Origin of the sequence: Paraburkholderia phenazinium (genome assembly GCF_900100735.1) — a bacterium.
Classification (GTDB): Bacteria; Pseudomonadota; Gammaproteobacteria; order Burkholderiales; family Burkholderiaceae; genus Paraburkholderia; species Paraburkholderia phenazinia.
Genome location: NZ_FNCJ01000010.1, coordinates 118,954 through 145,937, shown reverse-complemented (window position 1 = coordinate 145,937; position 26,984 = coordinate 118,954). Strand labels below are relative to the sequence as shown.

Below are 26,984 nucleotides of genomic sequence, written 5' to 3'. Positions count from 1 at the left end.
TCCAATCATCAGAAGGATGAAAGCATGAACAAGTCGTACAAGAGCGTATGGAATGAAACCACCGGAACGTATGTTGCCGCCTCAGAGGTGACGAAGAGCCGGAGCAAGTCGAGCGCGAGCAAGAAAGCCCTCGCAATTGCAACTTTTGTCACCTTGGGCGCGTTGTCGGGCGAAGCGGCCGCAACGGAAAACTGTACGACTGCGGACGGGAGTGGCGGTACGACCGACGCTTCAGGTGCGTGAGTGGCGTCATCATCGTCCGGGATGCTCCTGGGTGCCACTCTCTTAGGGGCGGCCGACAGTACGGTACTGAACGTCAATGTCGGCGCCTATAGCTCGCCTGTGGCAGCTCTCAGTGGCGATATCGCTCTCGGCCAGAATGCTGTCGCCAACAGCACTGGAGGACCGAGCGACCATGCAGCCGTTGCGGTAGGTTTTGGCGCACAGGCGGTCGGCGCGCGAACCGTGGCGATGGGGTGGGCTGCTAACGCCAGCGCTACCGATGCGCTCGCGTTCGGTTACTACATCTCGGCTTCTGCAAATGGTGCCGTTGCGCTGGGCGCGGGGGCTAACGCGTCGGGTACGAATTCCGTCGCACTGGGCTTTGGATCTGTGGCAAACCGCGGCAATGCGGTGTCGGTGGGTACGACGGGCAGCGAACGCCAGATCATCAATGTCGCGGCTGGTGCGCAAGCGACAGACGCGGTCAACGTTTCGCAGCTTTTGGGGGTGACAGCGGCGCTTGGTGCTGGCACGTCGGTCAATTCAACCACAGGCGCGGTCACGGCGCCGTCGTACAACATTAACGGTAAAACGTATAACGACGTGGGTTCCGCGCTCGCCGCGCTCTCAGCCTCAAGCGGCACGCCGAATGCGGTGCTGTACGACAATTCAAACCACACCAGCGTGACGTTGGGCGGATCGGGCTCGACGGCGATGGTAGCGCTGCACAACGTGGCTGCCGGCACGGCGCCAACCGACGCGGTCAACCTGAGCCAGTTGACCGCGGAAGACGCGAAGATCAACGCAAACGGGACGGCTACCGCGGCCGCGCTGGGCGGCGGCTCGACCTACAACACGACGACTGGCGCAATCACGAACCCGGCGTACAACGTAGGCGGCACCACCTACAACAACGTGGGCGGTGCGTTGACGAACCTTGACGGCCGCGTGAGCAATGCCGTGACGTACGACAATTCGAACCACTCCAGCGTGACGCTGGGCGGCTCGGGTTCAACCACGCCGGTAGCGCTGCATAACGTGTCTGCCGGTGCGCTGAACGCCTCGAGCACGGACGCGGTGAACGGTTCCCAGTTGTACACAACAAACCAGCAGGTCGCGCAGAACACCACAAGCATCAGCACGATCAACACGGCACTGGCGAACACCGTGAACTATGACAGCTCGGCGCACGACAAGGTGACGCTTGGCGGCGCGTCCGGCACGACGCTCACGAACCTGAAGGCTGGCGCCGTAACGGCGTCGAGCACGGATGCGTTAAACGGTTCCCAACTATACAAGAACGCGTCGAGCGTGGCGGCGGCGTTGGGCGGCAACACGATCGTCAACGCCGACGGCACGATTGGTGCGCCCACCTACAAGATCGGCAGCACCAGTTTCAACGATGTCGGCGATGCGCTGACCAACCTCGACGGCCGGACCACCAGCAACACCACCGCGATCAACAGCCTTAGCAACAGCATCATCAATGGCACGATCGGCCTCGTGCAGCAAGACCCGGTGTCGGGCGATATCACCGTTGGCCAGAGCACAAACGGGACGCATGTCGATTTTGCGGGCACTGCCGGCGCACGCGAATTGACGGGCGTGGCGATGGGCACGACCCAGACCTCCGCTGTCAACCTGAGCCAGCTCTCGCCGGTGGTCTCGGCGCTCGGTGGCGGTGCGACGGTGAACGCGGATGGCTCGATCAGCGGCCCGATGTATCACGTCCAAGGCGGCTCGCAGACCACCGTAGGCGCCGCGCTCGATTCGCTCGACGATGGTTTGAACTCGTTGCAGCAGGGTATTGCAACGGGCAGTATCGGCATCGTGACGCAGGACCCGGTTAGTCGCACGATCAACGTCGGCGGTGCAACGGACGGTCTGCTCATCAACATGGCGGGTACTGCGGGCGCTCGCGTGGTGACGGGCGTGGCAAATGGTGCCGTGGGCAAGGGCAGCCAGGACGCGGTAAACGGCTCGCAACTGTACGCGAATGCAAACAGCATGGCCGCGGCGCTCGGTGGCGGTTCGACGGTCAATGCAGACGGTACGGTCGCGCCCCCCTCGTACGCTGTAGGCGGCACCACCTTCAACAATGTTGGCAGTGCGCTGACCAATCTCGATGGCCGCGTCACGCAGAATTCGAGCGACATCGCGGGTATTCAGAACACGATCAGCAACATAAGCGGGACGCTTGCCAACGCGGTCCAGTACGACAGTTCTGCGCACAACTCGGTGACCTTGGGCGGCGCCAATGCACCGCAGGTAAAGCTGACGAACCTGCAGAATGCCGATCTGTCGGCCACCAGTACGGATGCCGTCACCGGCCAGCAGTTGTACGCGACCAATCAGCAGGTGGCGGATCTGAGCCAGGCTATCAACAACAGCATGAACACGGGTGACAGGTACGTGGCGGCCAACACGGGTAACAGCCCGGCCGTGGCAACCGGCACCTCGACCGTTGCGGTCGGCGGCGGCGGCGCTCAGGCGACGGCGGCGAATTCCGTGGCGCTCGGTGAGGGCTCGATTGCCGATCAGGCCAACACCGTATCCGTCGGCACGCAAGACAACCAGCGCCGGATCACCAACGTCGCCGCGGGGCAGGCGCCAACCGATGCGGTGAACCTGGGGCAGATGCAAGCCGGTTTGAGCAGCGTCGCTCGCAGCGCGTTCGGTGGCGTTGCAGCGGCTACCGCGTTGACGATGATTCCCGACGTGGATGCAGGCAAGACCATCGCGGTCGGAGTCGCCTCGGCGAACTACAAGGGTTATCAGGCGACTGCGTTGGGTGCAACAGCGCGAATCAACGATAACGTGAAAATCAAGCTGGGTATGGGTATCGGTCCGTCCAATACGACATGGGGCGCGGGCATGGCGTACCAATGGTAACGGTGTAACGCAGGTTTCCCCTGCGCGAGGTAGCCAAAGCCGGCAGTCTCGCGCAGGGGGATGGGTTCGTGCGCCCCTCGATGTCAGCGACGCTCACGTCGGCTCATCCCCGCTGATCAATCCTCCTGCGGTTGATCACTTCCTTCGCTTGAGCCAGCTTCTCGACCAGTTCCGGTCCACGGCTCAGCGCCACCCCCACCGCCAGAATATCGCCGATCGCCAGATGCGAGACGCGCGAGGTCATCGGCGAGAAGATATCCGTATCCTCATCCACGTTGGCAAAGAGTCCCACTGTCGCGAGTCGCGCAAGCGGCGAATTGCCATGCGTGATCGCAATCACCTTGGCGCCTGCGGCCAGCGCGGCCTTTGCCGCATCGACGATATCGCGGGTGCGTCCGGTGTTCGAAATCGCCACCACCACGTCGCCCGCACCGAGCAACGGCGCCGACATCAGAAACGTATGCGGATCCGAATACGCGACGCTCGGCATGCCGAGCCGGAAGAACTTGTGCTGCACGTCGAGTGCAGCGATTCCGGAACCGCCCGCGCCGTAAAACTCAATTCGCCGTGCCTGCGCCAGTAGTGCGATCGCCGCCGCCACGCTGTCCGTCGACAGATTGTTGCGCACCTGAATCAGTGCGCCGATGGTCCGGTCGAGCACCTTGGCAGCGACGCCGGGCGTGGGCTCGTCGGGCCGCACGTCGCGATAGACAACGGGTACTTCCGCCGCGATGCCCTGGGCGAGCCGGATCTTGAACTCGCGAAAGCCGGAAAAGCCGAGCGCATGGCAAAAGCGCGCGATGGTGGGCTGGCTCACGCCGGCTCGGGCAGCCACCTCGTTCATCGACAGATCCAACACCTCGCGGGGGGCCTCGATCACGTAGTCGGCTAGCTTCCGCTCGGATGGGCGCAACTGCTCGCGCATCGCTTCCACTTGGGACAGCATCATTGGACAACTCGCACTATGCTGAAAGATGCGTGGACTATAGCCGATTGTGGAATAGGTACAAAAACTACATATCGTGCTGTAGGGGTATTCCCTAGGATTGCGCTGATTTCTGTCTAAGCGCCGTCTGCTGGCGCGCTGTGAGGGATTTTCGATGGTGCTGATATCAGCGTTGTCTACATTGCGATCATGTAGTTTTTCTACTAATATCTTGTCGTCGGCTCAGTCCGACGTCCCCGCGATCCCACCTGGCCCTGCGCGTGTGCGCCTCAGCCAGCGACGAAGGAGCTTCGATGGTTTCCCCGCATTCGCAATTGCTCAAGGTCACGCAACGCGTGATCGAACGCAGCAAGCCTACCCGCGCAGCCTACCTGGCGCGCATCGATAAAGCCCAAGGCAAGTTTCCGGCGCGCGGCGCGCTGTCTTGCGCGAACCTCGCGCACGGCTTTGCCGGCCTCGAGGGCAACGACAAGCTTGTGATCAAGCAGATCCGCGAGCCGAACATCGGCATCGTGTCGTCGTACAACGAGATGCTCTCGGCCCACGCGCCGTACAAAAACTACCCCGATCTCATCAAGCAGGCCGCCCGTGAAAATGGCGGCGTAGCGCAATTCGCGGGCGGTGTGCCGGCCATGTGCGACGGTGTCACGCAGGGCAATGCGGGCATGGAGCTGTCTCTGTTCTCGCGGGAAGTGATCGCGATGAGCACGGCGGTCGCGCTCACGCACAACATGTTCGACGCGGCGCTGTGCCTCGGCATCTGCGACAAGATCGTGCCGGGCCTGCTGATTGGTGCACTGCAATTCGGCCATCTGCCGACCATCTTCGTCCCGGCCGGCCCGATGACGAGCGGTCTCGGCAACGACGACAAGGCGAAGATCCGCCAGCAGTTCGCCACTGGCCAATGCGATCGCGGCGCGCTGCTCGAAGCGGAAGCGGCTGCGTATCACGGCCATGGCACCTGCACCTTCTACGGCACGGCCAATAGCAATCAGATGCTGATGGAAGTGATGGGTCTGCATCTGCCGGGCTCGGCGTTTGTGCATCCGCACACGCCTCTGCGCGATGCGCTCACGGCGCAAGCCGCGCGCCGTGTGCTCGACCTGACGGTAGAGCGCGGCAATTACACGCCGATCGGCCACGTGATCGACGAGAAGGCGATCGTCAACGGCATCGTTGCGTTGCTGGCGACGGGCGGTTCGACCAATCACACGCTGCACCTCGTGGCGATTGCCCGTGCAGCGGGTATCGTGATTGACTGGGACGACTTCGACCAACTGTCGCAAAACGTGCCGCTGCTCGCGAAGATCTATCCGAACGGCAAGGCCGACGTGAACCACTTCCACGCGGCGGGCGGCGTGGCGTTCCTGGTCCGCAATCTGCTGGAAGGCGGCTTGCTGCACGAAGACGTCAACACCGTGGCCGGCAAGGGGCTGCATCACTACACCGAAGAGCCCAAGCTGCTCGACGGCAAGCTGACCTGGGTGCCGGGCGTGACGGAGAGTCAGGAAACGGCCGTGCTGCGTGGCATCAATGAGCCGTTCCAGCCGGACGGCGGCCTGCGGCTGATGCAGGGCAAGCTGGGCCGTGGCGTCATCAAGATCTCGGCGGTTGCAGCGCAGCATCGCAAGGTGAAGGCGCCGGCCATCGTGTTCGATTCGCAGGAAGCGGTGCAGGAAGCCTTCGACAATGGCGAACTCAAGCGCGACTTCGTGGCGGTCGTGCGCTTCCAGGGCGCCCGCGCAAACGGCATGCCTGAGTTGCACCGTTTGACGCCGCTGCTCGGTGTGTTGCAGGATCAGGGTTTCCACGTCGCGCTCGTGACCGATGGGCGCATGTCAGGTGCCTCGGGCAAAGTGCCGGCGGTGATTCACGTGTCGCCGGAAGCCCTGCTGCAAGGGCCGATCGGCAAGGTGCGCACGGGCGACATGCTGGTGATCGACGCCGAGGCCGGCGTGCTCGACATCGAAATCGATGCGGCCGAATGGGCGGCACGGCCTGAAGCCGTCCCGCAGCATCAGGCGGAAAACGAAGTCGGCTTCGGCCGCGAACTGTTTGGCGTCTTCCGTGCGGCCGCTGCGCCGGCGGAGTTGGGCGCTTCGGTGTTTGGCCCGATGGTGGGTGAAGTTCACACAAACGTTCACGCAAGCCACGCGCTGCAGAAACAAGGAGTCTGACTATGACGGCAAAGAAAGTAAGCGATATCGTGCGCCTTGGCCCGGTGATTCCGGTGCTCGCATTCGACTCGGTGGAGCAGGGCGAGAACGTGTCGCGTGCGCTGCACGCGGGTGGCGTGAAGGTGCTGGAGATCACGCTGCGCACTGCAGCAGGTCTTGAAGCCATCGAACGCGCGAGCCAACTGGCGGAAGATATCGTCGTCGGTGTGGGTACGATCACGAAGCCGGAGCATTGCGCGCAGGCGAAGAAAGCTGGCGCACAGTTCGGCGTGTCGCCGGGGCTGACCAAGGATATGCATAAGGCTGCGCAAGACGCGGGTCTGCCGTTGCTGCCGGGCGTGATGACGCCGAGCGACATCATCGTGGCGCTCGAACTCGGTTACGAGATCGTCAAATTCTTCCCGGCACAACAAGCCGGCGGCATACCGATGCTGCAGGCGTTTCACGGTCCGTTCCCGGCACTGAAGTTCTGCCCGACTGGCGGTATCTCGGCTGAAACGGCCCCTAATTTCCTCGCACTGCCAAATGTCGTCTGTGTGGGCGGTTCGTGGCTCACACCGAAGTCCGCGCTCGCGGCGCAGAACTGGGATGAAATTACGCGCCTCGCGCGTGCGGCGAGCGAGCTTGCTGCGCCGGCGCATTGAGTTCGCACTGGATTGAGTCAGGCGATGCTGGCGGCTCTGCAAAGCCAGCGTAGCGTGTGCCCGTGTAAGAGGCAGATAGCCCAGATCAACTACGTCAGGGACAGACTGCATTTGAAGGAGCCTCGCCGTTGCGGCCGTTCGGGCCGCGACAGCGAGGCTCCTTTTTAATCTGCGCGGAGCATTTCGCGCGCTCATCACGCAAACAAACAGTAAAATTCAGCGTCCACGTGGTTGATCGGGAGAGTCCGGTTTCGCGTGAGGCGTAGAGACATGTAGCGCGACAGGGTCCGGACCTTGCGTTTGCACTCAGAACCAACAATGCAAAAAGGAGGAACTCCATGGGAGCTAGCCATGGCAGCTTGCTGCTGATTTACGCGGTGATCGCCATCGCCGCGCTGATCCTGTTGATCACGCGCTTTAAGGTCTATCCGTTCCTCGTTTTGATTATCGTGTCGCTGCTGCTCGGGCTTGCGTCCGGCATGCCGATGGACACGATCGTCAAGTCGTTCGAAACCGGCAACGGCAACACGCTCGGCCACATTGCCATCGTGGTGGGCCTCGGCACGATGCTCGGCAAGATGATGGCCGAGTCGGGCGGCGCGGAGCGCATTGCCACCACCTTGATCGAGCGCTTCGGTGAGAAGCATATTCACTGGGCGATGATGGTCGTGGCGATCATCGTCGGCTTGCCGGTGTTCTTCGAAGTCGGCTTCGTGCTGCTGATTCCGATTGCGTTCAACGTCGCCAAGCGCACCAACAAGTCTCTGCTGCTGGTCGGCTTGCCGATGGTCGCAGGTCTGTCCGTCGTCCACGGCTTGATTCCGCCGCACCCAGCAGCGATGCTCGCCGTGCAGGCGTATCACGCGGATATCGGCAAGACGATCGCCTACGGGCTGATCGTCGGCGTGCCGACGGCGATCGTCGCCGGTCCGCTGTTCGCGTTGCTCGTCAGCCGTTATATCAAGCTGCCGGAGCACAATCCGCTGGCGGCGCAGTTCCTCGGTTCCGCAGACGCTAACAAAGACGCCGCGACCAAGCGCGAACTGCCGGGCTTCGGCATCACGTTGTTCACGATCCTGCTGCCCGTCATCCTGATGCTGATCGGCAGTTGGGCGGATCTGGTGTTCACGCCCAAGACCTTGCCAAATAGTCTGCTGCGCTTCGTCGGCAACTCGGATGTGGCGTTGCTGATCGCCGTGCTGGTCAGCTTCTGGACCTTCGGCGCGAAGCGCGGCTTCAACCGCGCGCAGATCCAGAAGTTCTGCGGCGACTGCCTCGCACCGATCGCGGGCATTACGCTGATCGTCGGCGCCGGCGGTGGTTTTGGCCGCGTGCTGATGGATAGCGGCATCTCGAAGGAGATTGTCGGCGTGGCGATGGCGATGCATCTCTCGCCGCTGCTGTTCGGCTGGCTGGTGGCGGCGCTGATTCGTCTTGCCACCGGCTCGGCCACGGTGGCCATGACCACGGCGTGCGGCATCGTTGCACCAATCGCCGCGGCCAGCGGCGCGCAGGTGAGTCCGGAGTTGCTGGTGCTCGCCACTGGCTCAGGCTCGCTGATTTTCTCGCACGTCAACGACGGTGGCTTCTGGCTGATCAAGGAGTACTTTGGAATGACGGTGGGGCAGACCTTCAAGACGTGGTCGCTCTGCGAAACCATCATTTCCGTATTGGGCTTGGCTTTGACCTTCGCGCTCGCGACGGTCGTGTAAGGAGTATTGAATGATTCTGATCGCAATGGGCGTCTCGGGCGCCGGCAAGACGCGGATTGGCGAAATGCTGGCAGAGCGTCTGCAATGCAGCTTCACTGATGGCGACGCGTTTCACAGCGCGGCCAACAAGGAAAAGATGCATCACGGCATTCCGCTGACCGACGAGGACCGCTGGCCGTGGCTCAAGACGATTCGCGAGGCGATCGAGGAGAAGCAACGTGCGGGTGAGGCGGCGGTGTTCACGTGCTCGTCGCTGAAGCGCTCGTATCGTGACGTTCTTCGCGGTGGCGATAGGGATGTGGTGTTCGTCTATCTGAAGGGCTCGTACGAAGTGCTGCATGAACGCTTGCAGACACGCACCGGGCATTTCTTCGATCCGTCTTTGCTGCAGAGCCAGTTGGATACGCTGGAAGAGCCGGGCGCTGATGAGGCAATCACGGTGAGCATCGAATTGTCGCCGGATGCGATTGTGGACGAGGTGTTGAAGCAGATGAAGGTTCGTTAAATCCCCGCAACGTCGACGCACCGTGCAAGCAAAAATGGCGCTCCTCGGAGCGCCATTTTCATGCCCACCAGCTACGCTAGCAGGTACGGCGTAACCGCCGTTTAAGCAATCCGCTTCGCCAGCTCGATCGCCTTACCGACATACGAAGCCGGCGTCATTGCCAGCAGACGCTCCTTCGCATCCGCGGGAATATTCAGCCCGCCGACAAACGCCTGCAGTGCCTCGCGTGTAATCCCCTTACCGCGCGTGAGTTCCTTCAACTGCTCATACGGGTTCTCGATGCCATACCGGCGCATCACCGTTTGCACCGGCTCGGCCAGCACTTCCCAGCAGTTATCCAGGTCTTCGTTCAGACGCGCCGGGTTCACTTCGAGCTTGTCGAGACCACGGATCAGCGCATCGTACGCGAGCAGCGAGTACCCGAACGCGACACCGATATTGCGCAGTACCGTCGAGTCGGTCAAGTCACGCTGCCAACGCGAAATAGGCAGCTTGTCCGCCAGATGGCGCAGCGTGGCATTCGCGAGACCCAGATTGCCTTCCGAGTTTTCGAAGTCGATCGGGTTGACCTTGTGCGGCATCGTCGACGAACCGATTTCGCCGGCCTTCAGACGCTGCTTGAAGTAGCCCAGCGAGATATAACCCCACACGTCGCGGTCCAGATCCAGCAGGATCGTGTTGGCGCGCGACACGGCGTCGAACAGCTCGGCCATGTAGTCGTGCGGTTCGATCTGGATCGTGTACGGGTTGAACGTGAGCTTCAGGCGCTGCTCCACCACGTTGCGCGAGAACGCTTCCCAGTCGAAGTCGGGATACGCAGACAGATGCGCGTTAAAGTTGCCCACTGCACCGTTCATCTTGCCGAGCAGTTCGACCTTCTCGATACGCTCGATGGCCCGCGCGAGACGCGCCGCGACGTTGGCGATTTCCTTGCCGAGCGTGGTCGGGCTGGCCGGTTGGCCGTGCGTGCGCGACAGCAGCGGCTGCGCAGCTTGCGCATGCGCCAGCGCAACAAGACGCGCATGCACCGAACGCAGTGCCGGCACGATCACGTGTTCGCGCGCGCCGGCCAGCATCAGGCCGTGCGACGTATTGTTGATGTCTTCCGAGGTGCAGGCGAAGTGGATGAATTCGCTCGCGCGCTCCAGTTCCGGCTGACCCTTCACCGATTCCTTGAGCCAGTATTCGACGGCCTTCACGTCATGGTTGGTGACGCGCTCGATTTCCTTGATGCGCGCGGCGTCGTGCGCGGTGAAGCGCTCGGCCAGTTGCAGCAGGAACTGTTCGGACGCTTCGGAGAAGCGCGGCACTTCGGCGAAACCGGCGTGCGACAGCGCAATCAGCCAATGGATTTCGACCGTCACGCGATGGCGCATGAACGCGGCTTCCGAGAGCCATTCGCGCAGGGCTTCGGTTTTCGAGGCATAGCGGCCGTCGAGCGGGGAGAGCGCGGTCAGCGCGAACAGGGTATCGGGACTGGTGTCGGACATGATGGAGGCGTGAGCGCTCGGTGAGCAGATCGGAAACGGAGGGAATCTCGAATTTTACCACCGGGCAGGGCTCACCCTTGATTCTGCGGGCTGACCCGTAGACAGACCGGCCCGGCGGGACGTCGAGGCCAGGAACCTCGCCGCCCCGGCACCGCCCCGCTAGAATGCTGACTTCTCCTCTCCTGCTGGCCGCACGCTCCGCATGGAACTGAAATGGCTCGAAGACTTCGTTTCGCTCGCGGAAACCCGCAGCTTTAGCCGCTCTGCGGAATTGCGGCACGTCACGCAGCCCGCCTTTTCGCGCCGCATTCAGGCGCTGGAAGCCTGGCTTGGCACGGAACTGATCGACCGTTCGGTTTATCCGACGCGGCTCACGGCCGCCGGCCAGGTGTTCTACGAGCAGGCGCTGGCGATGCTTTCGCAGTTCCACGAAGCCCGCACGCTATTACGAGGCCACACGGCGACGCCCGCTGCGACGATCGAATTCGCGGTGCCGCACACGCTCTCGCTCACCTACTTTCCGCGCTGGCTGCAACGCATCGAGGCGCAGTTGGGCCCCGTGCATACCCGTCTGCGTGCGTTGAACGTGCACGACGCGGTGCTCTCGCTGGTGGAAGGCGGCTGCGATCTGGTGATGGGCTACCACCATCCAAGCCATCCGGTCGCGCTCGATCCGGCTCGTTACGACATGCTGACGCTCGGCATCGAGCCGATCAGCCCATTCTCGGCGCCGGGCCGCGCGGGGCGTCCGCGCTACACTTTGCCGGGCACGCCCGACGAACCGGTGCCGTATCTGTCATACACACCGAACGCGTATCTCGGCCGCATGACCGAGGTGATCATCGCCAATGCACCGGCCCGTCTCTCGCTCGACCGTCTCTACGAAACCGACATGGCCGAGGGCCTCAAGGCGATGGCGCTGGCGGGCCACGGCATTGCCTTCCTGCCGCATAGCGCGGTCGAAGATGCGGTGGCTGATGGCAAGCTGATTCGTCTCGATCGCGCAATGCGCGGCACGACAGAAGGGCAGTTCACGCTGACCATGGAGATTCGCCTGTATCGCGACAAGCTCGCGGCGCAGGGCGACGATGCGCGCCAGGTGCTGGTGAGGAAGCTGTGGGACACAGTCACGGGCGAGCTGGCTCAAGGCACGGCGTAAGCTAGCCGCAAGCCCATCCTGTGTAGTATGCGCGGTGAGTGGCGTGGCGCGGTGCCGGCGTATTCTTGCGCCTTATGCGACAGCTTTTTGCAGAATTTTAACGTTATGCACGAAAGGCATAACGGGATGACCAAACGGCATTGGATTTCAAATTGGCCTTTTTCGACAATGTCGCCATTCGGTCAAAACGCTTGGAGCGTTCATGTCATCCCAACCGCAGTCCGCATCGTCGTTGCAATCCGTCCCGTCCTATCTGAATAGCGACAACCTCGGCCCTTGGGGCAACTACCTGCGTCAGGTCGACCGCGTCGCGCCGTATCTCGGCTCGCTGTCGCGCTGGCTCGAAACCCTCAAGCGCCCGAAGCGCATTCTCGTGGTCGACGTGCCTATCGAACTCGATAACGGCACCGTGGCTCACTTCGAAGGCTATCGCGTGCAGCACAACGTCTCGCGCGGTCCGGGCAAGGGTGGCGTGCGTTACCACCAGGACGTGACGCTGTCGGAAGTGATGGCACTGTCCGCATGGATGTCGGTCAAGAACGCAGCTGTGAACGTGCCGTACGGCGGCGCGAAGGGCGGTATTCGCGTCGATCCGCGTACGCTCTCGCGTGGTGAGCTCGAGCGCGTCACGCGCCGCTACACCAGCGAAATCGGCATCATCATCGGACCGAACACCGACATCCCCGCGCCGGACGTGAACACGAACGAGCAGATCATGGCGTGGATGATGGACACGTACTCCATGAACCAGGGCCAAACGGCCACCGGCGTCGTGACCGGCAAGCCGATCACGCTCGGCGGTTCGCTCGGCCGTAAGGAAGCAACTGGCCGCGGCGTGTTCGTGGTGGCATCGGAAGCGGCGCGCCGCATTGGTGTCGACATCGAAGGCGCACGCATCGCCGTGCAAGGTTTCGGTAACGTGGGCGGCATCGCAGCACGCCTGTTCCAGGAAGCCGGCTCGAAGCTCGTCGCAGTGCAGGACCACACCGGCACGATCTACAAGTCGACCGGTATCGACGCCGTTGCGCTGCTGGCGCACGTGGCGAAGAACGGTGGCGTGGGCGGCTTCCCGGAAGCGGACGCGATTGCGGCCGAAGATTTCTGGACCGTCGAATCGGACATCCTGATTCCGGCTGCACTGGAAAACCAGATCACCGAAAAAAACGCCAACCAGATCAAGACCAAGATCGTCGTTGAAGGCGCCAACGGCCCGACCACGACGGCTGCGGACGACATCCTGCACGACAAGGGCATCCTCGTGATCCCTGACGTGGTGGCGAATGCCGGCGGCGTGACCGTGTCGTACTTCGAATGGGTGCAGGACTTCTCGAGCTTCTTCTGGACCGAAGACGAGATCAACCAGCGTCTCGAACGCGTGATGCGCGAAGCGTTTGCCGCGGTGTGGCAAGTGTCGAGCGAACAGAAGGTCTCGGTGCGTACGGCAGCGTTTATCGTGGCTTGTAAGCGCATCCTCGAAGCGCGCGAACTGCGCGGCCTGTATCCGTGATCAGGCGGGCCTAAGCTTTCAGTTTTGGCGCGGTTCGTACGAGCCGCGCGTAGTACCAGGGCGGGCGGCATCGATTCGATGCCGCCCGCTTTGTCTTTGCTGGTCTTGGGTTAGCATAGCGGTCGAGCCATGCCACGGGCGTCGCGCTGATGCAACACGGGTAAATACTAGCTTACAGTGTTCCTTTCAAAATAATTACTTTGCTACACTGCTGCGGTTCTTGCCAAGGAGATGACCCATGAAGGTTAAAAAAGCTGCGCTGCTGGTTGCGACTCTCGGACTGTTGTCGATGGGCGCGCATGCGCAGGACGCCGGTACGTTAAAAAAGATCAAGGACACGGGCGTTATTTCGCTGGGGCATCGTGAGTCGTCGATTCCGTTTTCGTACTACGACGATCAGCAGAACGTGATCGGCTATTCGCAGGAATTCGCGCTGAAGGTGGTGGAGGCGGTCAAGCAGAAACTCAACATGCCGAACCTGAAGGTCAGGCTGACGCCGGTGACGTCGCAAAACCGCATTCCGCTGGTCCAGAACGGCACGGTCGACATGGAATGCGGCTCGACCACCAACAATGCCGAGCGCCAGCAGCAGGTGGCCTTCTCGAACACCATCTTCGTAATCGGCACGCGCCTGATGACCAAGAAGGATTCGGGCATCAAGGACTGGGCGGACCTGAAGGGCAAGACCGTGGTGACGACGGCCGGCACGACCTCGGAGCGTCTGCTGCGCAAGATGAACCAGGACAAGAGCATGGGCATGAACATCATCAGCGCGAAAGACCACGGCGAGTCGTTCCTGACGCTCTCCACTGGCCGCGCTGCGGCGTTCATGATGGACGACGCGCTGCTCGCGGGCGAGCGCGCCAAATCGAACAACCCGGGCGAATACGTCATCGTCGGCGCACCGCAGTCGCATGAGGCGTACGGCTGCATGATGCGCAAGAACGATCCTGAGTTCAAGAAGGTCGTGGACGACGCGATCGCCAAGGTCGAGACCTCGGGCGAAGCCGATCAGATCTACAAGAAGTGGTTCGAAACGCCGATTCCGCCGAAGGGCTTGAACCTGAACTTCCCGGAAAGCGACGACATGAAGGCGCTCTTCAAGAGCCCGAATGACAAGGCTATCGATTAAGCGTTAGCGGTCAATTCAACGCGTTAGTCGAACAGACCCGAACGGAAGGAGCGTCGCGCTTCTTCCGTTTCTTTTTGCTGCTGTCTCGGAGTCTTTGTCATGTCATATCACTGGAACTGGGGCATTCTGCTGAGTCCGGTTTCCACTGGCGAGCCGACCACCTATCTCGGCTGGCTGCTGTCGGGTTTCTGGGTGACGATTACGGTGTCGCTATCGGCATGGGTGATCGCGCTGCTCGTCGGTTCGCTGTTCGGCGTGCTGCGCACGCTGCCGAACCGCTGGCTCGCCGGTGCGGGCACGTTGTATGTGGCGGTGTTCCGTAATATCCCGCTGATCGTGCAGTTCTTCATCTGGTATCTCGTGATACCAGAACTGTTGCCCGTTTCGGCCGGCAACTGGTTCAAGCAACTGCCGCCGAATGTGCAGTTCTTTTCCGCATCGATTGTGTGTCTGGGGCTGTTCACCGCCGCTCGCGTGTGCGAGCAGGTGCGCTCGGGTATCAATGCCTTGCCGCGCGGTCAACGTGCCGCTGCGCAGGCGATGGGTTTCACGCAATGGCAGACATACCGCTATGTGTTGTTGCCGGTGGCGTACCGGATCATCGTGCCGCCGCTGACTTCCGAGTTTCTGAATATCTTCAAGAACTCCGCCGTGGCGTCGACGATCGGCCTGCTCGATTTGTCTGCTGAAGCGCGGCAACTGGTCGACTACACGTCGCAGACCTATGAGTCGTTTATCGCGGTGACGCTCGCGTATGTGCTGATCAACCTGATTGTGATGCAACTGATGCGCTGGGTTGAACAGAAAAGCCGGCTGCCCGGCTACATCGGGGGCAAGTGATGCATCATTTCGACTGGAGCAGTATTCCCGGCGCCATGCCGACGCTATGGACAGGCGCTGTCGTCACCTTCAAGATCACGCTGGTCGCGATCGTGATCGGCATTGTCTGGGGCACCTTGCTCGCCATGATGCGGCTGTCGTCGTTCAAGCCGTTCGAATGGTTTGCGAAAGCCTACGTCACGGTGTTCCGTTCGATTCCGCTGGTGATGGTCCTGCTGTGGTTCTTTCTGATCGTGCCGCAGGTGTTGCAGAATGGGCTGGGTCTTTCGCCGGACATCGACATCCGGCTGGCTTCGGCCATGGTCGCGTTCTCGCTGTTCGAAGCGGCGTACTATTCCGAGATCATTCGCGCCGGGATTCAGGCGGTGCCGCGTGGTCAGATCAATGCGGCGTCGGCGCTCGGCATGAGCTACGCGCAGGGGATGCGTCTCGTGGTCCTGCCGCAGGCGTTCCGGGCGATGGTGCCGTTGCTGCTCACGCAAGGTATCGTGCTGTTCCAGGACACGTCGCTCGTCTATGTGATCAGCCTCGCCGATTTCTTCCGCACGGCGACGAATATTGGCGATCGTGACGGCACGAACGTCGAAATGGTACTGTTCGCGGGCGCGTGTTATTTCGTGGTCTGCGTGGTTGCGTCGAGCCTCGTCAAAGGTCTTCAGAAAAAGGTTGCAAGATGATTTCTATCAAGAACGTTTCGAAGTGGTACGGCCAGTTTCAGGTACTGACCGACTGCTCGACGGAAGTCAAAAAGGGTGAAGTGGTGGTGGTGTGCGGTCCGTCGGGCTCGGGCAAGTCGACCCTCATCAAGACGGTCAATGGCCTCGAACCGTTCCAGAAAGGCGAGATCACCATCGACGGCCAATCGGTCGGCGACAAAAAGACCAACCTGTCGAAACTGCGTGCGAAAGTCGGCATGGTGTTTCAGCACTTCGAACTGTTCCCGCATCTGTCGATCACGGAAAATCTGACGCTCGCGCAGATCAAGGTGCTGGGCCGCTCGAAGGACGAAGCGGCGGTAAAGGCGCTCAAGCTGCTGGACCGCGTCGGCCTGCGTGCGCATGCGGACAAGTTTCCGGGGCAGTTGTCCGGCGGTCAGCAGCAGCGCGTGGCGATTGCCCGCGCGCTTTCGATGGACCCGATCGCGATGCTGTTCGACGAACCGACCTCGGCGCTCGATCCGGAGATGATCAACGAAGTGCTCGACGTGATGGTCGAACTGGCGCAGGAAGGCATGACGATGATGTGCGTCACGCACGAAATGGGCTTCGCCAAGAAGGTCGCGCACCGCGTGATCTTCATGGACAAGGGCTTGATCGTCGAAGACGACCGCAAGGAAGATTTCTTTGCCAATCCGAAGTCGGATCGGGCGAAGGATTTTCTGGCGAAGATTTTGCACTGAGCGGGGCGCGGCAGGCGCTGCGTTGCGTGCGTGGGACAAGGAAAAGCCGCTCTGGGAGCGGCTTTTCCTTTTAGGGCCGATGCGTTTGGGAGCGGCTTTTTCGTTTAGAGCCGGCACGTTTGGGAGCGCGGCTTGCGCTGTCAGCCGGTTAGTCCGGCAGTCAGTCCGTCTGGCAGTTAGTCAGGACTCGAAAGCTGCGGCGTCGTCTGCCGCTTCAACGTCAAGCGTGACGGGCTCGAGTTGCGGCGTAGGATGAATCGACGCGCTCATCGTCGACGCTGAGGCCGACGCATCCAGCGCCGGATTGCGCAGCTTCTCGAGCACACACGGCGGCACCGGCACATTCACGCGCCCGACCACCTCGCCATGCTGGAACATCAGCAGATCGCCGGGCTTGAACGCCGTCCACACTTCGTTATCGGTCAGCGGCTGGGTGGCGATCACCGCGACCCGGTCTTCCGGCGTGGTGTATTTCGCGAAATCGATCGACACGTCCGCATCGACCAGATGCGCGGTCGAGAACGGCCAGCGGCGCACGATGTAGTGCAGGTTGGTCGAGCAATGCGCGAACAACGCCTGGCCGTTGGACATCAAAAAGTTGAACACGCCGAACTGCGTGATTTCACGGGTGAGCGTGCCGAGCACGGCAAACAGTTCGTCGAGCGGCGGCTGCGTGGTGGGGAAAGCCTTACGCAGGCCTTGCAGCAGCGCGCAGAAGGCGAGTTCGCTATCGGTGGTGCCGACCGGCTGGTAGACGCCGGTCAGAAACGGCGAATAGTCTTTCAGGTCGCCGTTGTGCGCAAAGATCCAGTGACGGCCCCACAGTTCACGCATGAACGGGTGGCTGTTCTCCAGCCGGATGTGCCCTTGCGTCGCCTTGCGAATGTGCGCAATGGTGTTCTTCGATTTGATCGGGTAGCGCTTGACCATCTCCGCGATCGGCGAGGTAGCCGACGATTGATGGTCGATAAAGAGGCGGCAAGCCTTGTCTTCGAAGAAGGCGATCCCCCAGCCGTCGGCGTGGTGATCCGTGACGCCGCCGCGCGCCGCAAAGCCGGTGAACGAGAACGTGACGTCCGTCGGCGCGGCGCAGTTCATTCCGAGAAGTTGGCACATGGTGCTGAAGCGGAGCGTTTTAACGGCCGGCCCGTCTGGGCGCGAGCCGTTACAATGATGATTTCCAAGCATATCACCGAGCCAGGCGCGTCAAATAGCTAAATTGACCTATGTATATACCGCAATGTTGCGGTTTATCCACGTCAATGCTGCTGCGGCGGCGCCGGGTTGGTCAACTTCACGCCATGACTGCCTCCACTGCTTCCCTCGATTCCCTGACGCTCGCCCGCCCCGACGACTGGCACCTGCACGTGCGCGACGGCGCGATGCTCGCGGCGGTCCTGCCGCACACCGCGCGCCAGTTCGGCCGCGCGATCATCATGCCGAACCTGAAGCCGCCGGTCACCATCACGGCCATGGCGCAGGCCTACCGCGAGCGCATCGTCGCCGCGATTCCGGCTGGCGTGAAGTTCGAGCCGCTGATGACGCTGTACCTGACCGACAACACGCCGCCTGACGAGATCCGCCGCGCCCGCGAAAGCGGCTTCGTGCATGGCGTGAAGCTATATCCGGCGGGCGCTACGACCAATTCGGACGCGGGCGTCACGGACATCATGAAGTGCGCGAAGACGCTCGAGGTCATGCAGGAAACCGGCATGCCGCTGCTCGTGCACGGCGAGGTGACGGACTCTTCGATCGACCTGTTCGACCGCGAGAAGGTGTTTATCGACCGCGTGATGACGCCGCTGCGCCGCGCGTTTCCGGCGCTCAAGGTGGTGTTCGAGCACATCACGACCAAAGACGCGGTGGACTATATCAGCGAAGCCGGCGTGGCGCCGGGACTGCTTGGCGCGACGATCACCGCGCACCATCTGCTGTACAACCGCAACGCGATCTTCCAGGGCGGCATTCGTCCGCACTACTACTGTCTGCCGGTGCTCAAGCGCGAAACGCACCGCGTGGCGCTGGTCGAGGCAGCAACCTCGGGCAATCCGCGCTTCTTCCTCGGCACGGATAGCGCGCCGCATCCGAAGGGGCTGAAGGAGCACGCCTGCGGCTGTGCCGGTTGCTACACGGCGCTGCACGCGCTCGAACTGTACGCGGAAGCGTTCGACCAAGCTGGCGCGCTCGACAAGCTGGAAGGCTTCGCGAGCTTCTTCGGCGCGGACTTCTACAGTCTGCCGCGCGCCAGCGAGCAGGTCACGCTGCGCCGCGAGCAATGGACGCTGCCGGCGGAACTGCCGGTCGGCGATACGCCGGTCGTGCCGCTGCGTGGCGGCGAGACGATCGGCTGGCGGCTGGTCTGAGGCTGGGGCAGGGGCTAGTGAGGGCGCAGGACGTAGCACGCAAGCCGGGTGGCTTTGCCGACATCGACTGGTCGCTGCCGTGGTTTGCGCAGTTCGCCGCGCGCGGTGTGCGCTGGCAACAGGCCGCGCTGACGAGCTACGCGGCGCTGCTTGCGGAAATGAATGCGGATGCGCAGCAGTCCTGCCAGAGCACGGGCCGCGGCCAGCGGCTCGCATTCATCGCTCAGGACGACTTGCCGGAAGGCTCCGCCTACGAGGCGCACATTGCGGCGACCGGCTGTGTGCCGACTCGCCATAACCTGCACGATTTCTTCAACGCCTCGGTCTGGTTCGCGTTCCCGCGCATCAAGGCGGCGCTGAATACACGGCAGTCCACTGCCATCGACGCCTTGGGCGTAGGTCCAACGCGCGGCGGCGTGCGGGATGCGCTGACTTTGTTCGATGAGAATGCGTTGCTCTTCGCCTGCGCCGATCCGGCGCTCAGCAACGCCTTGCGCGGCTTCGACTGGTCGACGTTGTTGGTCGCCAATCGGGCGGCGTGGGGTGCGCGCTGCGAGGTGCGCTGCTTTGGTCACGCGTTGCTGGAAAAGCTGATCTCGCCATATAAGGCGTGCACCGGCCATACGTGGATTGTCGACGTGCCGCCTGAATACTTCTCGTGGCCCACGGCGGCCCGCGATGCGTGGCTCGACGAAGCGGTCAGCAGTGCGCTTTTGTCTACACAGAAATTGACGAGCCGCTTGTTCGCGCCGCTTCCGGTGCTGGGTATCCCAGGCTGGTGGCCGGAAAACGAAGCGCTCTCGTTCTATGACGACCCCGCCGTGTTTCGCGCGGGGCGCCGCGTACGCTGACCCAAGGCGCGTGCACGACGCTGTTTGCCGAGCCGAGCCGAGCCGAGCCGAGCCGAGCCGAGCCGTGTCTATTTCAGCGTCTGCCGCAGCCGGCCAGACCATCGGTGTTAAAATCGCCGCCAGCAAAGTAGGTCAGGCAGTCGCGGCCTCGGCGGCTTCGGTCAAAGAGGGCGAGGAAAGTCCGGACTCCATAGGGCAGGGTGATGGCTAACGGCCATCCGTGGCAACACGCGGAACAGGGCAACAGAAAGCAAACCGCCGATGGCCCGGCGCAAGCCGGGATCAGGTAAGGGTGAAACGGTGCGGTAAGAGCGCACCGCGGCTGCTGCGAGGCAGACCGGCACGGTAACCTCCACCCGGAGCAATTCCAAGTAGGCAGGCTAGCATCTTCGAGATGCAGGATGGGGCCCCCGTCACGTCTGCGGGTAGGAAGCTTGAGCGCGTCAGTAATGGCGCGCCTAGAGGAATGACTGCCACGCGCGCGGCGCTTCGGCGCGGCGCGTGCACAGAATCCGGCTTATCGGCCTGCTTTGCCGTTGAATAGAAAAATGCCGGCGTCCGCGAGGATGCCGGCATTTCCTTTTGGTGCTGCCGTTTTGTACTGCGGCGCCGTGTTGCCGCGTGGCTTAGCCCGCAACGATATCGAACGAGTGCGTCAGTTCGGCGGTCTTGGCGATCATGATCGACGCCGAGCAGTACTTGTCGTGCGACAGGTTGATCGCCCGTTCGACGGTGGCCGGATTCAGGTTCTTGCCGGTCACGGTGAAGTGGAAGTGGATCTTCGTGAACACCTTCGGATCTTCGCTGGCCCGTTCGGCCTTCAGCGTCACCGAGCAGCCGGCGATTTCCTGGCGGCTCTTCTTCAGAATCATCACCACGTCGTACGCGGTGCAGCCGCCGGTGCCGAGCAGCACCATTTCCATCGGCCGCGGGGCCAGATTGCGGCCGCCGCCTTCCGGCGCGCCGTCCATGGCGACGAGATGGCCGCTACTCGTTTCGGCGGCGAACGCCATGCCGTCTTGCCCCATCCAGCTTACTTTGCATTCCATGCCTATACCCCAGCTCGCATTGCTTTGTATTCGAGATGGCATTGTAGCCCGATGCCTGCGCGTTCGCCCGAGGGCACTCCGGCGTGCCGTTATGCTCGCCGATGCCTTGCGTGTTGCGGTGCGGCATGGTTTGAGGGTGCGGGAATGCCCTGACGTGGTTAGGGGTTTTACTCTAGATTCTTACGGGGAAAAGCGCGTCAGATCGCGGTTATGTCATTGATTCGTATCAAATTTGTGGTCTGTTTTCGGTGACCGTATGCGTTTCATATTGTGGTGTTGCGTTTCGCAATGCAAATATTCTTGCGTCGCACAAGGTCGACTCATATAATCATTTCCATTGGTTGTCGCAGTTCGGCAACCTCCGCATGTCTCCTCCACCCTCCTCCAATGGTGGATTAAACCCGAACCGCTCGTTCGGGTTTTTTTTCGCCCGTTGGACGCTTGCCTGACCGTTGCGGCGCTCGCGCCAATCGATGCTGCTCGCCGCTTGCCTCAAATTTTGACTCGGGGCCGGAATTTCCTTTATAATCCAAGGCTTTTCCGCATTCGTGCCCGCGGAGGAAGAACAGGGAGAGCCTGCACGCGCCTCGATGCGCACATTACAAGCAGGAAAAAACACAGGGCGCAGCAATTATTTTTGGATCGATCATGAAGACATTTTCCGCAAAGGCCCATGAGGTTACGCGCGAATGGTACGTGATTGACGCGACGGATAAGGTTCTCGGGCGTGTCGCCAGCGAAGTGGCACACCGTCTTCGCGGCAAGCACAAGCCTGAATTCACTCCGCACGTCGACACCGGTGATTTCATCATCGTTATCAACGCCGGCAAGCTCCGTGTCACGGGCAACAAGACGACGGACAAGAAGTACTATCGCCACTCGGGCTACCCGGGCGGTATTTACGAAACGACGTTCGGCAAGATGCAAGAACGCTTCCCGGGCCGTGCGCTCGAGAAAGCGGTCAAGGGCATGCTGCCGAAGGGCCCGCTGGGCTACGCGATGATCAAGAAGCTGAAGGTCTACGCTGAAGCAACGCACCCGCATTCGGCACAACAGCCGAAAGCGCTCGAGATCTAAGGGGAGCCCACATGATCGGTAACTGGAATTACGGCACGGGCCGCCGCAAGAGCGCCGTTGCACGTGTGTTCATCAAGGCAGGCAAGGGCGAAATCGTTGTGAACGGCAAGCCCATCGCCGACTACTTCTCGCGCGAAACGTCGCTGATGATCGTGCGTCAGCCGCTGGAACTCACGAACCACGGCGTCACGTTCGACATCAAGGTCAACGTGTCGGGTGGCGGTGAAACGGGTCAAGCCGGTGCGGTTCGCCACGGCATCACCCGCGCGCTGATGGACTATGACGCAACGCTGAAGCCGGAACTGTCGAAGGCTGGCTTCGTTACGCGTGATGCTCGTGAAGTCGAACGTAAGAAGGTCGGCTTCCACAAGGCACGTCGCAGGAAGCAATTCTCGAAGCGTTAATCGCTTCGGTGTGCTCTGGCTTTCGGGCCAGACCGCTGCAAAAGCCGCTGGCGCATACGCGTTGGCGGCTTTTTTCATATTGGCGCGTGGCGCGGGGTTACGCCTGAAGGCCGTGCTGCACGGGCCGCCTTGGCACGATACCTCTGCCGAAGAGAACCCATTGATTTTGTGGGCTTCGGCACGATATTGAGATCAGCCCTACAATAGCGGTTAGAAGCTTTTTTGGAGAGTTCGAATGAACGCAGTCACCGACACCCCTGTGACCGAGATGCCTAGCCCCTTCGTTTTTACCGACGCAGCGGCTGACAAGGTCAAGCAGCTGATCGACGAAGAAGGCAACCCGGAGCTGAAACTGCGCGTATTCGTGCAGGGTGGCGGCTGCTCGGGCTTTCAGTACGGTTTTACGTTCGACGAAGCCGTCAACGAAGACGACACCGTGATGAACAAGAGCGGCGTCCAGTTGCTGATCGATTCGATGAGCTACCAGTACCTGGTTGGCGCTGAGATCGACTACAAGGACGATATCAACGGCGCCCAGTTCGTCATCAAGAACCCGAACGCTACGACCACCTGCGGTTGCGGTTCGTCGTTCTCGGTCTAAACGATCGAAGTTTGGACCGGTAGTGCTTAGAAACGGGGCTTTGGCCCCGTTTCTCTTTGGTGCGCCTGCTTTGTGCGAAGGGTGCGTCAAAAGGCATCCCCTCACGTCTCTCAGCGCGGATAAATCGCGCCCAGCACGCGTTCGCCCGCCGCGCCAGTGACACCCGCCAGATTGCCCGGTTCGCGCGCCACACAGCGCATCGCCAGCCAGGCAAACGCCAGCGGCTCCACCTGGTGGGGCGGTACGCCGAGCGCCTCGGTGGTCAGCACCGGGACGCCGCTCACACCGCTTTCCTCGAGCGCCGCCTGGATCGCTTTCATCAACACTGGATTGCGCGCACCGCCACCGCAGACGTAGACCGCGCGGGCATCCGACGCATGCCGCTCGATCTCCCGCGCGACCGTGATCGCCGTCAGCGCGACGAGTGTCGCCTGCACGTCGGCTGGCGCGACGCCTGCGAACGCCTGCAACCTGGCATCGAGCCAGGTGGGATTGAAGAGGTCGCGGCCCGTGCTTTTGGGCGGCTTTTCGGCGAAGAACGGCTCATCCAGCAGCGCGTTCAGCAATGGACGATGTACCTGGCCACCGGCTGCAAAGTGCCCATTCTCGTCATAAGGCTTCCCGAGGTGACGTTGCGCCCATTCGTCGAGTAGCGCATTGGCCGGCCCGCAGTCGAAGCCGCGCACGCTGCCGGCGGCGTTGAGAATCGTGATGTTGCTGATCCCGCCCAGGTTGCACACCACGCGCGTTTCGCCCGGCGCCCCGAATACCGTGGCATGGAAGGCCGGCACCAGCGGTGCGCCCTGGCCGCCTGCGGCGACATCGCGGCTGCGAAAGTCTGCGATCACGTCGATGTGGGACATCTCCGCCAGTAGCGCCGGGTTGTTGATCTGGCGGGTATACCCCTTCTCGGGACGATGCCGCACGGTCTGACCGTGTACGCCGATCGCCCGAACCTCGGCGGCGGACAGGTTGCCCGCGCGCAGCAGTTCGTGACAGCAGACCGTGTAGCGCGTCGCGAGCGCATTGGCGGCCAGCGCTTCGCGCTCGATCTCGTTCTCGCCCGGCTGCTGCAAGCCGAACAGCGCCTCGCGCAGCCCCTCGGCGAAGCCGACGAAGGCCTCCGCGAGGACGACCGGCGGCTTGCCCTTGGCGAATTCGACGGCGACGCCGTCCACGCCGTCCATGCTGGTACCCGACATCAATCCGAAATAGACGCCGTCCGCCGCGTTGTCTTGCGCCACGTTGCTGCTCCTGTCAGTCGTTCCTGGTGAACCGTGCTCGCAGATTAGCAGCGCAAAGGGCGGCGAGGTAGTCCCTGCGAGCCTGATTAAACGTGGTGGCCGTGCTCCAGCGCCATCGGCGGACGCGTCCGCGCGCATCTATGGGACAATCTCTCTTTTTGCGACCTCCCGTTCCAGCATGAGCACCGAGTCCACCTCCAAGCCCAGTCCCGCCTTCCCGATCACCGACGAAGTCCGTCATGCGCTCGCCGTCACCAAGCGCGGCGTCGACGAACTGCTGATCGAAGAAGAATTCGCACAGAAGCTCGCGAAGAGCGCGGCCACCGGCACGCCGCTGCGCATCAAGCTCGGTCTCGACCCGACGGCGCCCGATATTCACATCGGCCATACCGTCGTGCTGAACAAGATGCGCCAGTTGCAGGACCTCGGCCATACCGTGATTTTCCTGATCGGCGATTTCACCTCGCTGATCGGCGACCCGTCGGGCCGCAACGCCACACGTCCGCCGCTTACCCGCGAACAGATCGAGTCGAACGCCAAGACCTACTTCGAGCAGGCGGCGCTGGTGCTGGATCGCGAGAAGACCGAGATTCGCTACAACAGCGAGTGGTCGATGCCGCTCGGCGCCGACGGCATGATCAAGCTGGCCTCGCGCTACACGGTGGCGCGGATTCTCGAACGCGAAGATTTCACCAAGCGCTATCAGGGCGGCCTGCCGATCTCGATTCACGAATTCCTGTATCCGTTGATGCAGGGTTACGACTCGGTCGCGCTCAATGCGGACCTCGAACTCGGCGGCACCGACCAGAAATTCAACCTGCTGGTGGGCCGCGAGCTGCAGAAGCAGTACGGCCAGGAACACCAGTGCATCTTGACCATGCCGTTGCTCGAAGGGCTGGACGGCGTCGAGAAGATGTCGAAGTCGAAGAACAACTACATCGGTATCAGCGAAAAGCCGACCGACATGTTCGGCAAGCTGATGAGCATCTCCGACGACCTCATGTGGCGTTACTTCGAACTGCTGTCGTTCCGTCCTCTGGACGAGATCGCCGGCTTCAAAAAAGAAATCGAGGCGGGGCGCAATCCGCGCGATTTCAAGGTGATGCTCGGGCAGGAAATCGTCGCGCGCTTCCATTCGCCGGCTGACGCCGAGCGCGCGCTCGAAGACTTCAACCACCGCGCGAAGGGCGGCGTGCCGGATGATATTCCGGCCGTGACGCTGGCGGGCGCACCGCTCGCGATCGGCCAGTTGCTGAAGCAGGCGAATCTGGTGCCGTCGACCAGCGAGGCGCTGCGCAATATCGAGCAGGGCGGCGTGAAGATCGATGGTGCGACCGTGTCGGACAAGGGCCTGAAGGTCGAAGCCGGCGAGTACGTCGTGCAGGTCGGCAAGCGCCGTTTCGCACGCGTGACCTTGACGGCCTGATGGGGCGCGGCATGCGTCTCACGCTTGGCCTGGTGGAGCGCCGCGCATGATCGCGCTGATTCAACGCGTCCGGCGCGCGGAAGTGCGCGTCGGCGAACGTGTCACCGGCGCCATCGAAGCGGGATTGCTGGCGCTGGTATGCGCCGAGCGTGGCGACACCGCGGCCGCGGCCGACCGGTTGCTGGCGAAGGTGCTCGGCTATCGCGTCTTTAGCGATGCGGCCGGCAAGATGAATCTCTCCGTGCAGAACTTCGATGGGGCCGGGCGCGCCGGTGGTCTGCTGCTGGTGTCGCAATTCACGCTGGCTGCCGATACCAACAGCGGCCTGCGCCCGAGCTTTACGCCCGCGGCGCCGCCCGACGAGGGCAAGCGTCTGTTCGACTACTTCGTCGCGGCCGCCCGCACTAAGCACCCGATAGTCGAAACCGGCGAATTCGGGGCGGATATGCAAGTCTCGCTCGTCAACGACGGCCCTGTGACGTTCTGGCTGCAGACGCAGGCTTGAGGTGGCCCTCAGTGGCCCTCAGTGGTCCAGGGCGGCCTTGAATTTGCCTGAGACCCCGCTTGAAGCCGCCTCAACCCGCCGCACGACCCTCCGCCGCTTTTGCGACAATAGCGGCTTGGCATAACCGGCTAACGACGCCCACTCCCTCCTTATGTCCACGCAGATTCTTTTCATCCGGCACGGCGAGACCGACTGGAACCGCATCAAGCGGATTCAAGGACACATCGACATTCCGCTCGCCACGAGCGGTCTCGAGCAGGCCGAGCGCCTTGCGCGCCGCCTCGCTGACGAGGCTCAGCAGGGCGGCCGGATCGATGCGGTGTATTCGAGCGACCTGCAGCGCGCACAGCAAACGGCACAGCCGATTGCCCATGTTCTCGGCCTGCCGCTGAACTTGCGAGAAGGCTTGCGCGAGCGCTCGTACGGTGCGTTCCAGGGGTACGACCGCGACGAGATCGCCGAACGCTACCCAGACGAATATGACCACTGGCAAACCCGCGATGCGGGTTTTGCGCCGCCGGAAGGCGAGTCGATGCGCGCCTTTTACCACCGTGTCATGGATGCGATCACGCCGATCGTCTCGGCACACCGCGGCGGGCGCGTGGCGTGCGTCGCGCATGGCGGCGTGCTCGACTGCGTGTACCGGTTTGCGCGCGACCTCTCATTGGAGGTGCCGCGTGACTATGCGTTGCTCAATACGAGCGTCAACGTGGTGGAGTTCGATGGCGGCGGCAAGGCGACGGTGAAGTCGTGGGCCGACGTTTCGCATCTGGACGCGCCGAGCGAAGACGACACGCTGCGCAAGATCGTCACGCCTGGGCTTTGAATGAGGCGTGCGC

Annotated in this window: 25 protein-coding genes and 1 other RNA gene; 21 read left to right on the top strand and 5 right to left on the bottom strand. The window is 62.1% G+C overall.

Features of this window, described 5'->3' with window-relative positions; all coding sequences use genetic code 11:
- Window positions 1-24 precede the first annotated feature (24 nt).
- A complete protein-coding gene (locus BLQ92_RS40760) occupies window positions 25-243 on the top strand; it encodes an ESPR-type extended signal peptide-containing protein (protein ID WP_244106243.1) in 219 nt (72 codons plus the stop codon).
- Entirely contained in the window at window positions 244-3,114 is a 2,871-nt protein-coding gene (locus BLQ92_RS22235) for a YadA family autotransporter adhesin (RefSeq protein ID WP_244106242.1), read from the top strand.
- A 103-nt stretch (window positions 3,115-3,217) separates the two neighbouring features.
- Here the strand turns inward: BLQ92_RS22235 and BLQ92_RS22230 are convergent, their stop codons facing one another.
- Entirely contained in the window at window positions 3,218-4,063 is an 846-nt protein-coding gene (locus BLQ92_RS22230; RefSeq protein WP_090686688.1) for a MurR/RpiR family transcriptional regulator, read from the bottom strand.
- 290 nt (window positions 4,064-4,353) lie between these two features.
- Here BLQ92_RS22230 and edd point away from each other — a divergent pair, with 290 nt between their 5' ends.
- The 4 genes from edd (at window position 4,354) to BLQ92_RS22210 (ending at window position 9,098) form a co-directional block, all read left to right on the top strand.
- Window positions 4,354-6,237: a phosphogluconate dehydratase gene (gene edd / locus BLQ92_RS22225; protein ID WP_090686687.1), complete on the top strand. Its 1,884-nt coding sequence runs from the start codon at window positions 4,354-4,356 to the stop codon at window positions 6,235-6,237.
- 2 nt (window positions 6,238-6,239) lie between these two features.
- Window positions 6,240-6,881, top strand: a complete 642-nt coding sequence (gene eda, locus BLQ92_RS22220) for a bifunctional 4-hydroxy-2-oxoglutarate aldolase/2-dehydro-3-deoxy-phosphogluconate aldolase (protein ID WP_090686686.1) — start codon at window positions 6,240-6,242, stop codon at window positions 6,879-6,881.
- A gap of 338 nt (window positions 6,882-7,219) precedes the next feature.
- On the top strand, window positions 7,220-8,593 hold the full coding sequence (locus tag BLQ92_RS22215; RefSeq protein ID WP_090686685.1) for a GntP family permease: 1,374 nt from the start codon (window positions 7,220-7,222) through the stop codon (window positions 8,591-8,593).
- A 10-nt stretch (window positions 8,594-8,603) separates the two neighbouring features.
- The gene (locus tag BLQ92_RS22210; RefSeq protein ID WP_090686684.1) at window positions 8,604-9,098 is read left to right on the top strand and encodes a gluconokinase; all 495 of its coding nucleotides are present in this window, start codon (window positions 8,604-8,606) and stop codon (window positions 9,096-9,098) included.
- A 101-nt stretch (window positions 9,099-9,199) separates the two neighbouring features.
- Here the strand turns inward: BLQ92_RS22210 and purB are convergent, their stop codons facing one another.
- Window positions 9,200-10,588, bottom strand: coding sequence for an adenylosuccinate lyase (gene purB / locus BLQ92_RS22205; RefSeq protein WP_090686683.1), 1,389 nt, complete (start codon window positions 10,586-10,588; stop codon window positions 9,200-9,202).
- A gap of 202 nt (window positions 10,589-10,790) precedes the next feature.
- Between purB and BLQ92_RS22200 the strand changes: the two genes are divergently transcribed.
- The 6 genes from BLQ92_RS22200 to BLQ92_RS22175 all read left to right on the top strand — a co-directional run bounded on the left by BLQ92_RS22200 (window position 10,791) and on the right by BLQ92_RS22175 (window position 16,625).
- Window positions 10,791-11,747, top strand: coding sequence for a LysR family transcriptional regulator (locus BLQ92_RS22200; protein WP_090686682.1), 957 nt, complete (start codon window positions 10,791-10,793; stop codon window positions 11,745-11,747).
- A gap of 202 nt (window positions 11,748-11,949) precedes the next feature.
- The gene (locus BLQ92_RS22195) at window positions 11,950-13,254 is read left to right on the top strand and encodes a Glu/Leu/Phe/Val family dehydrogenase (protein ID WP_090686681.1); all 1,305 of its coding nucleotides are present in this window, start codon (window positions 11,950-11,952) and stop codon (window positions 13,252-13,254) included.
- A gap of 238 nt (window positions 13,255-13,492) precedes the next feature.
- A complete protein-coding gene (locus BLQ92_RS22190) occupies window positions 13,493-14,386 on the top strand; it encodes a glutamate/aspartate ABC transporter substrate-binding protein (protein ID WP_090686680.1) in 894 nt (297 codons plus the stop codon).
- Window positions 14,387-14,485: 99 nt separating this feature from the next.
- Window positions 14,486-15,226 carry an amino acid ABC transporter permease gene (locus BLQ92_RS22185; protein ID WP_090686679.1) on the top strand — a complete coding sequence of 247 codons (741 nt, stop codon included), beginning with the start codon at window positions 14,486-14,488 and terminating at the stop codon, window positions 15,224-15,226.
- Window positions 15,226-15,903: a glutamate/aspartate ABC transporter permease GltK gene (gene gltK / locus BLQ92_RS22180; protein ID WP_090686678.1), complete on the top strand. Its 678-nt coding sequence runs from the start codon at window positions 15,226-15,228 to the stop codon at window positions 15,901-15,903. Before BLQ92_RS22185 ends, gltK begins: the two co-directional genes overlap by 1 nt.
- A complete protein-coding gene (locus BLQ92_RS22175; protein WP_090686677.1) occupies window positions 15,900-16,625 on the top strand; it encodes an amino acid ABC transporter ATP-binding protein in 726 nt (241 codons plus the stop codon). Before gltK ends, BLQ92_RS22175 begins: the two co-directional genes overlap by 4 nt.
- Before the next feature lie 180 nt (window positions 16,626-16,805).
- Here BLQ92_RS22175 and BLQ92_RS22170 read toward each other — a convergent pair whose 3' ends face one another.
- Complete coding sequence (locus tag BLQ92_RS22170) at window positions 16,806-17,741, bottom strand: class II glutamine amidotransferase (RefSeq protein ID WP_090686676.1); 936 nt, start codon at window positions 17,739-17,741, stop codon at window positions 16,806-16,808.
- 185 nt (window positions 17,742-17,926) lie between these two features.
- Between BLQ92_RS22170 and pyrC the strand changes: the two genes are divergently transcribed.
- The 3 genes from pyrC to rnpB all read left to right on the top strand — a co-directional run bounded on the left by pyrC (window position 17,927) and on the right by rnpB (window position 20,375).
- Window positions 17,927-18,988: a dihydroorotase gene (pyrC, locus tag BLQ92_RS22165; protein WP_090686794.1), complete on the top strand. Its 1,062-nt coding sequence runs from the start codon at window positions 17,927-17,929 to the stop codon at window positions 18,986-18,988.
- Window positions 18,989-19,005: 17 nt separating this feature from the next.
- Window positions 19,006-19,839: a DUF3025 domain-containing protein gene (locus BLQ92_RS22160; protein WP_341806839.1), complete on the top strand. Its 834-nt coding sequence runs from the start codon at window positions 19,006-19,008 to the stop codon at window positions 19,837-19,839.
- A gap of 124 nt (window positions 19,840-19,963) precedes the next feature.
- Window positions 19,964-20,375, top strand: an RNA gene (rnpB, locus tag BLQ92_RS22155) — RNase P RNA component class A.
- Between the two features lie 90 nt (window positions 20,376-20,465).
- Here the strand turns inward: rnpB and BLQ92_RS22150 are convergent.
- Window positions 20,466-20,888 carry an OsmC family protein gene (locus tag BLQ92_RS22150; RefSeq protein ID WP_090686674.1) on the bottom strand — a complete coding sequence of 141 codons (423 nt, stop codon included), beginning with the start codon at window positions 20,886-20,888 and terminating at the stop codon, window positions 20,466-20,468.
- 648 nt (window positions 20,889-21,536) lie between these two features.
- Between BLQ92_RS22150 and rplM the strand changes: the two genes are divergently transcribed.
- From rplM to erpA, 3 genes are all read left to right on the top strand, one after another.
- Window positions 21,537-21,965, top strand: a complete 429-nt coding sequence (gene rplM, locus BLQ92_RS22145; RefSeq protein WP_090686673.1) for a 50S ribosomal protein L13 — start codon at window positions 21,537-21,539, stop codon at window positions 21,963-21,965.
- Window positions 21,966-21,976: 11 nt separating this feature from the next.
- A complete protein-coding gene (gene rpsI / locus BLQ92_RS22140; RefSeq protein WP_090686672.1) occupies window positions 21,977-22,369 on the top strand; it encodes a 30S ribosomal protein S9 in 393 nt (130 codons plus the stop codon).
- A gap of 235 nt (window positions 22,370-22,604) precedes the next feature.
- Window positions 22,605-22,970: an iron-sulfur cluster insertion protein ErpA gene (gene erpA / locus BLQ92_RS22135; RefSeq protein ID WP_074262450.1), complete on the top strand. Its 366-nt coding sequence runs from the start codon at window positions 22,605-22,607 to the stop codon at window positions 22,968-22,970.
- 110 nt (window positions 22,971-23,080) lie between these two features.
- Here erpA and BLQ92_RS22130 read toward each other — a convergent pair whose 3' ends face one another.
- Complete coding sequence (locus tag BLQ92_RS22130; protein ID WP_090686671.1) at window positions 23,081-24,214, bottom strand: anhydro-N-acetylmuramic acid kinase; 1,134 nt, start codon at window positions 24,212-24,214, stop codon at window positions 23,081-23,083.
- A gap of 178 nt (window positions 24,215-24,392) precedes the next feature.
- Between BLQ92_RS22130 and tyrS the strand changes: the two genes are divergently transcribed.
- From tyrS to BLQ92_RS22115, 3 genes are all read left to right on the top strand, one after another.
- Complete coding sequence (gene tyrS, locus BLQ92_RS22125) at window positions 24,393-25,640, top strand: tyrosine--tRNA ligase (RefSeq protein WP_090686670.1); 1,248 nt, start codon at window positions 24,393-24,395, stop codon at window positions 25,638-25,640.
- 46 nt (window positions 25,641-25,686) lie between these two features.
- Window positions 25,687-26,145: a D-aminoacyl-tRNA deacylase gene (dtd, locus tag BLQ92_RS22120; protein ID WP_090686669.1), complete on the top strand. Its 459-nt coding sequence runs from the start codon at window positions 25,687-25,689 to the stop codon at window positions 26,143-26,145.
- 151 nt (window positions 26,146-26,296) lie between these two features.
- A complete protein-coding gene (locus BLQ92_RS22115) occupies window positions 26,297-26,971 on the top strand; it encodes a histidine phosphatase family protein (RefSeq protein WP_090686668.1) in 675 nt (224 codons plus the stop codon).
- The last annotated feature ends 13 nt before the right edge of the window (window positions 26,972-26,984 follow it).

Coding starts and splice junctions, on each gene's coding strand:
- pyrC (WP_090686794.1), top strand. CDS start 17,927: ATGACTGCCTCCACTGCTTCCCTCGATTCCCTGACGCTCGCCCGCCCC.
- rpsI (WP_090686672.1), top strand. CDS start 21,977: ATGATCGGTAACTGGAATTACGGCACGGGCCGCCGCAAGAGCGCCGTT.
- tyrS (WP_090686670.1), top strand. CDS start 24,393: ATGAGCACCGAGTCCACCTCCAAGCCCAGTCCCGCCTTCCCGATCACC.
- edd (WP_090686687.1), top strand. CDS start 4,354: ATGGTTTCCCCGCATTCGCAATTGCTCAAGGTCACGCAACGCGTGATC.
- BLQ92_RS22170 (WP_090686676.1), bottom strand. CDS start 17,741: ATGTGCCAACTTCTCGGAATGAACTGCGCCGCGCCGACGGACGTCACG.
- eda (WP_090686686.1), top strand. CDS start 6,240: ATGACGGCAAAGAAAGTAAGCGATATCGTGCGCCTTGGCCCGGTGATT.
- BLQ92_RS22175 (WP_090686677.1), top strand. CDS start 15,900: ATGATTTCTATCAAGAACGTTTCGAAGTGGTACGGCCAGTTTCAGGTA.
- erpA (WP_074262450.1), top strand. CDS start 22,605: ATGAACGCAGTCACCGACACCCCTGTGACCGAGATGCCTAGCCCCTTC.
- BLQ92_RS22115 (WP_090686668.1), top strand. CDS start 26,297: ATGTCCACGCAGATTCTTTTCATCCGGCACGGCGAGACCGACTGGAAC.
- purB (WP_090686683.1), bottom strand. CDS start 10,588: ATGTCCGACACCAGTCCCGATACCCTGTTCGCGCTGACCGCGCTCTCC.
- gltK (WP_090686678.1), top strand. CDS start 15,226: ATGCATCATTTCGACTGGAGCAGTATTCCCGGCGCCATGCCGACGCTA.
- BLQ92_RS22150 (WP_090686674.1), bottom strand. CDS start 20,888: ATGGAATGCAAAGTAAGCTGGATGGGGCAAGACGGCATGGCGTTCGCC.
- rplM (WP_090686673.1), top strand. CDS start 21,537: ATGAAGACATTTTCCGCAAAGGCCCATGAGGTTACGCGCGAATGGTAC.
- BLQ92_RS22200 (WP_090686682.1), top strand. CDS start 10,791: ATGGAACTGAAATGGCTCGAAGACTTCGTTTCGCTCGCGGAAACCCGC.
- BLQ92_RS22230 (WP_090686688.1), bottom strand. CDS start 4,063: ATGATGCTGTCCCAAGTGGAAGCGATGCGCGAGCAGTTGCGCCCATCC.
- BLQ92_RS22215 (WP_090686685.1), top strand. CDS start 7,220: ATGGGAGCTAGCCATGGCAGCTTGCTGCTGATTTACGCGGTGATCGCC.
- BLQ92_RS22195 (WP_090686681.1), top strand. CDS start 11,950: ATGTCATCCCAACCGCAGTCCGCATCGTCGTTGCAATCCGTCCCGTCC.
- dtd (WP_090686669.1), top strand. CDS start 25,687: ATGATCGCGCTGATTCAACGCGTCCGGCGCGCGGAAGTGCGCGTCGGC.
- BLQ92_RS22210 (WP_090686684.1), top strand. CDS start 8,604: ATGATTCTGATCGCAATGGGCGTCTCGGGCGCCGGCAAGACGCGGATT.
- BLQ92_RS22190 (WP_090686680.1), top strand. CDS start 13,493: ATGAAGGTTAAAAAAGCTGCGCTGCTGGTTGCGACTCTCGGACTGTTG.
- BLQ92_RS22185 (WP_090686679.1), top strand. CDS start 14,486: ATGTCATATCACTGGAACTGGGGCATTCTGCTGAGTCCGGTTTCCACT.
- BLQ92_RS40760 (WP_244106243.1), top strand. CDS start 25: ATGAACAAGTCGTACAAGAGCGTATGGAATGAAACCACCGGAACGTAT.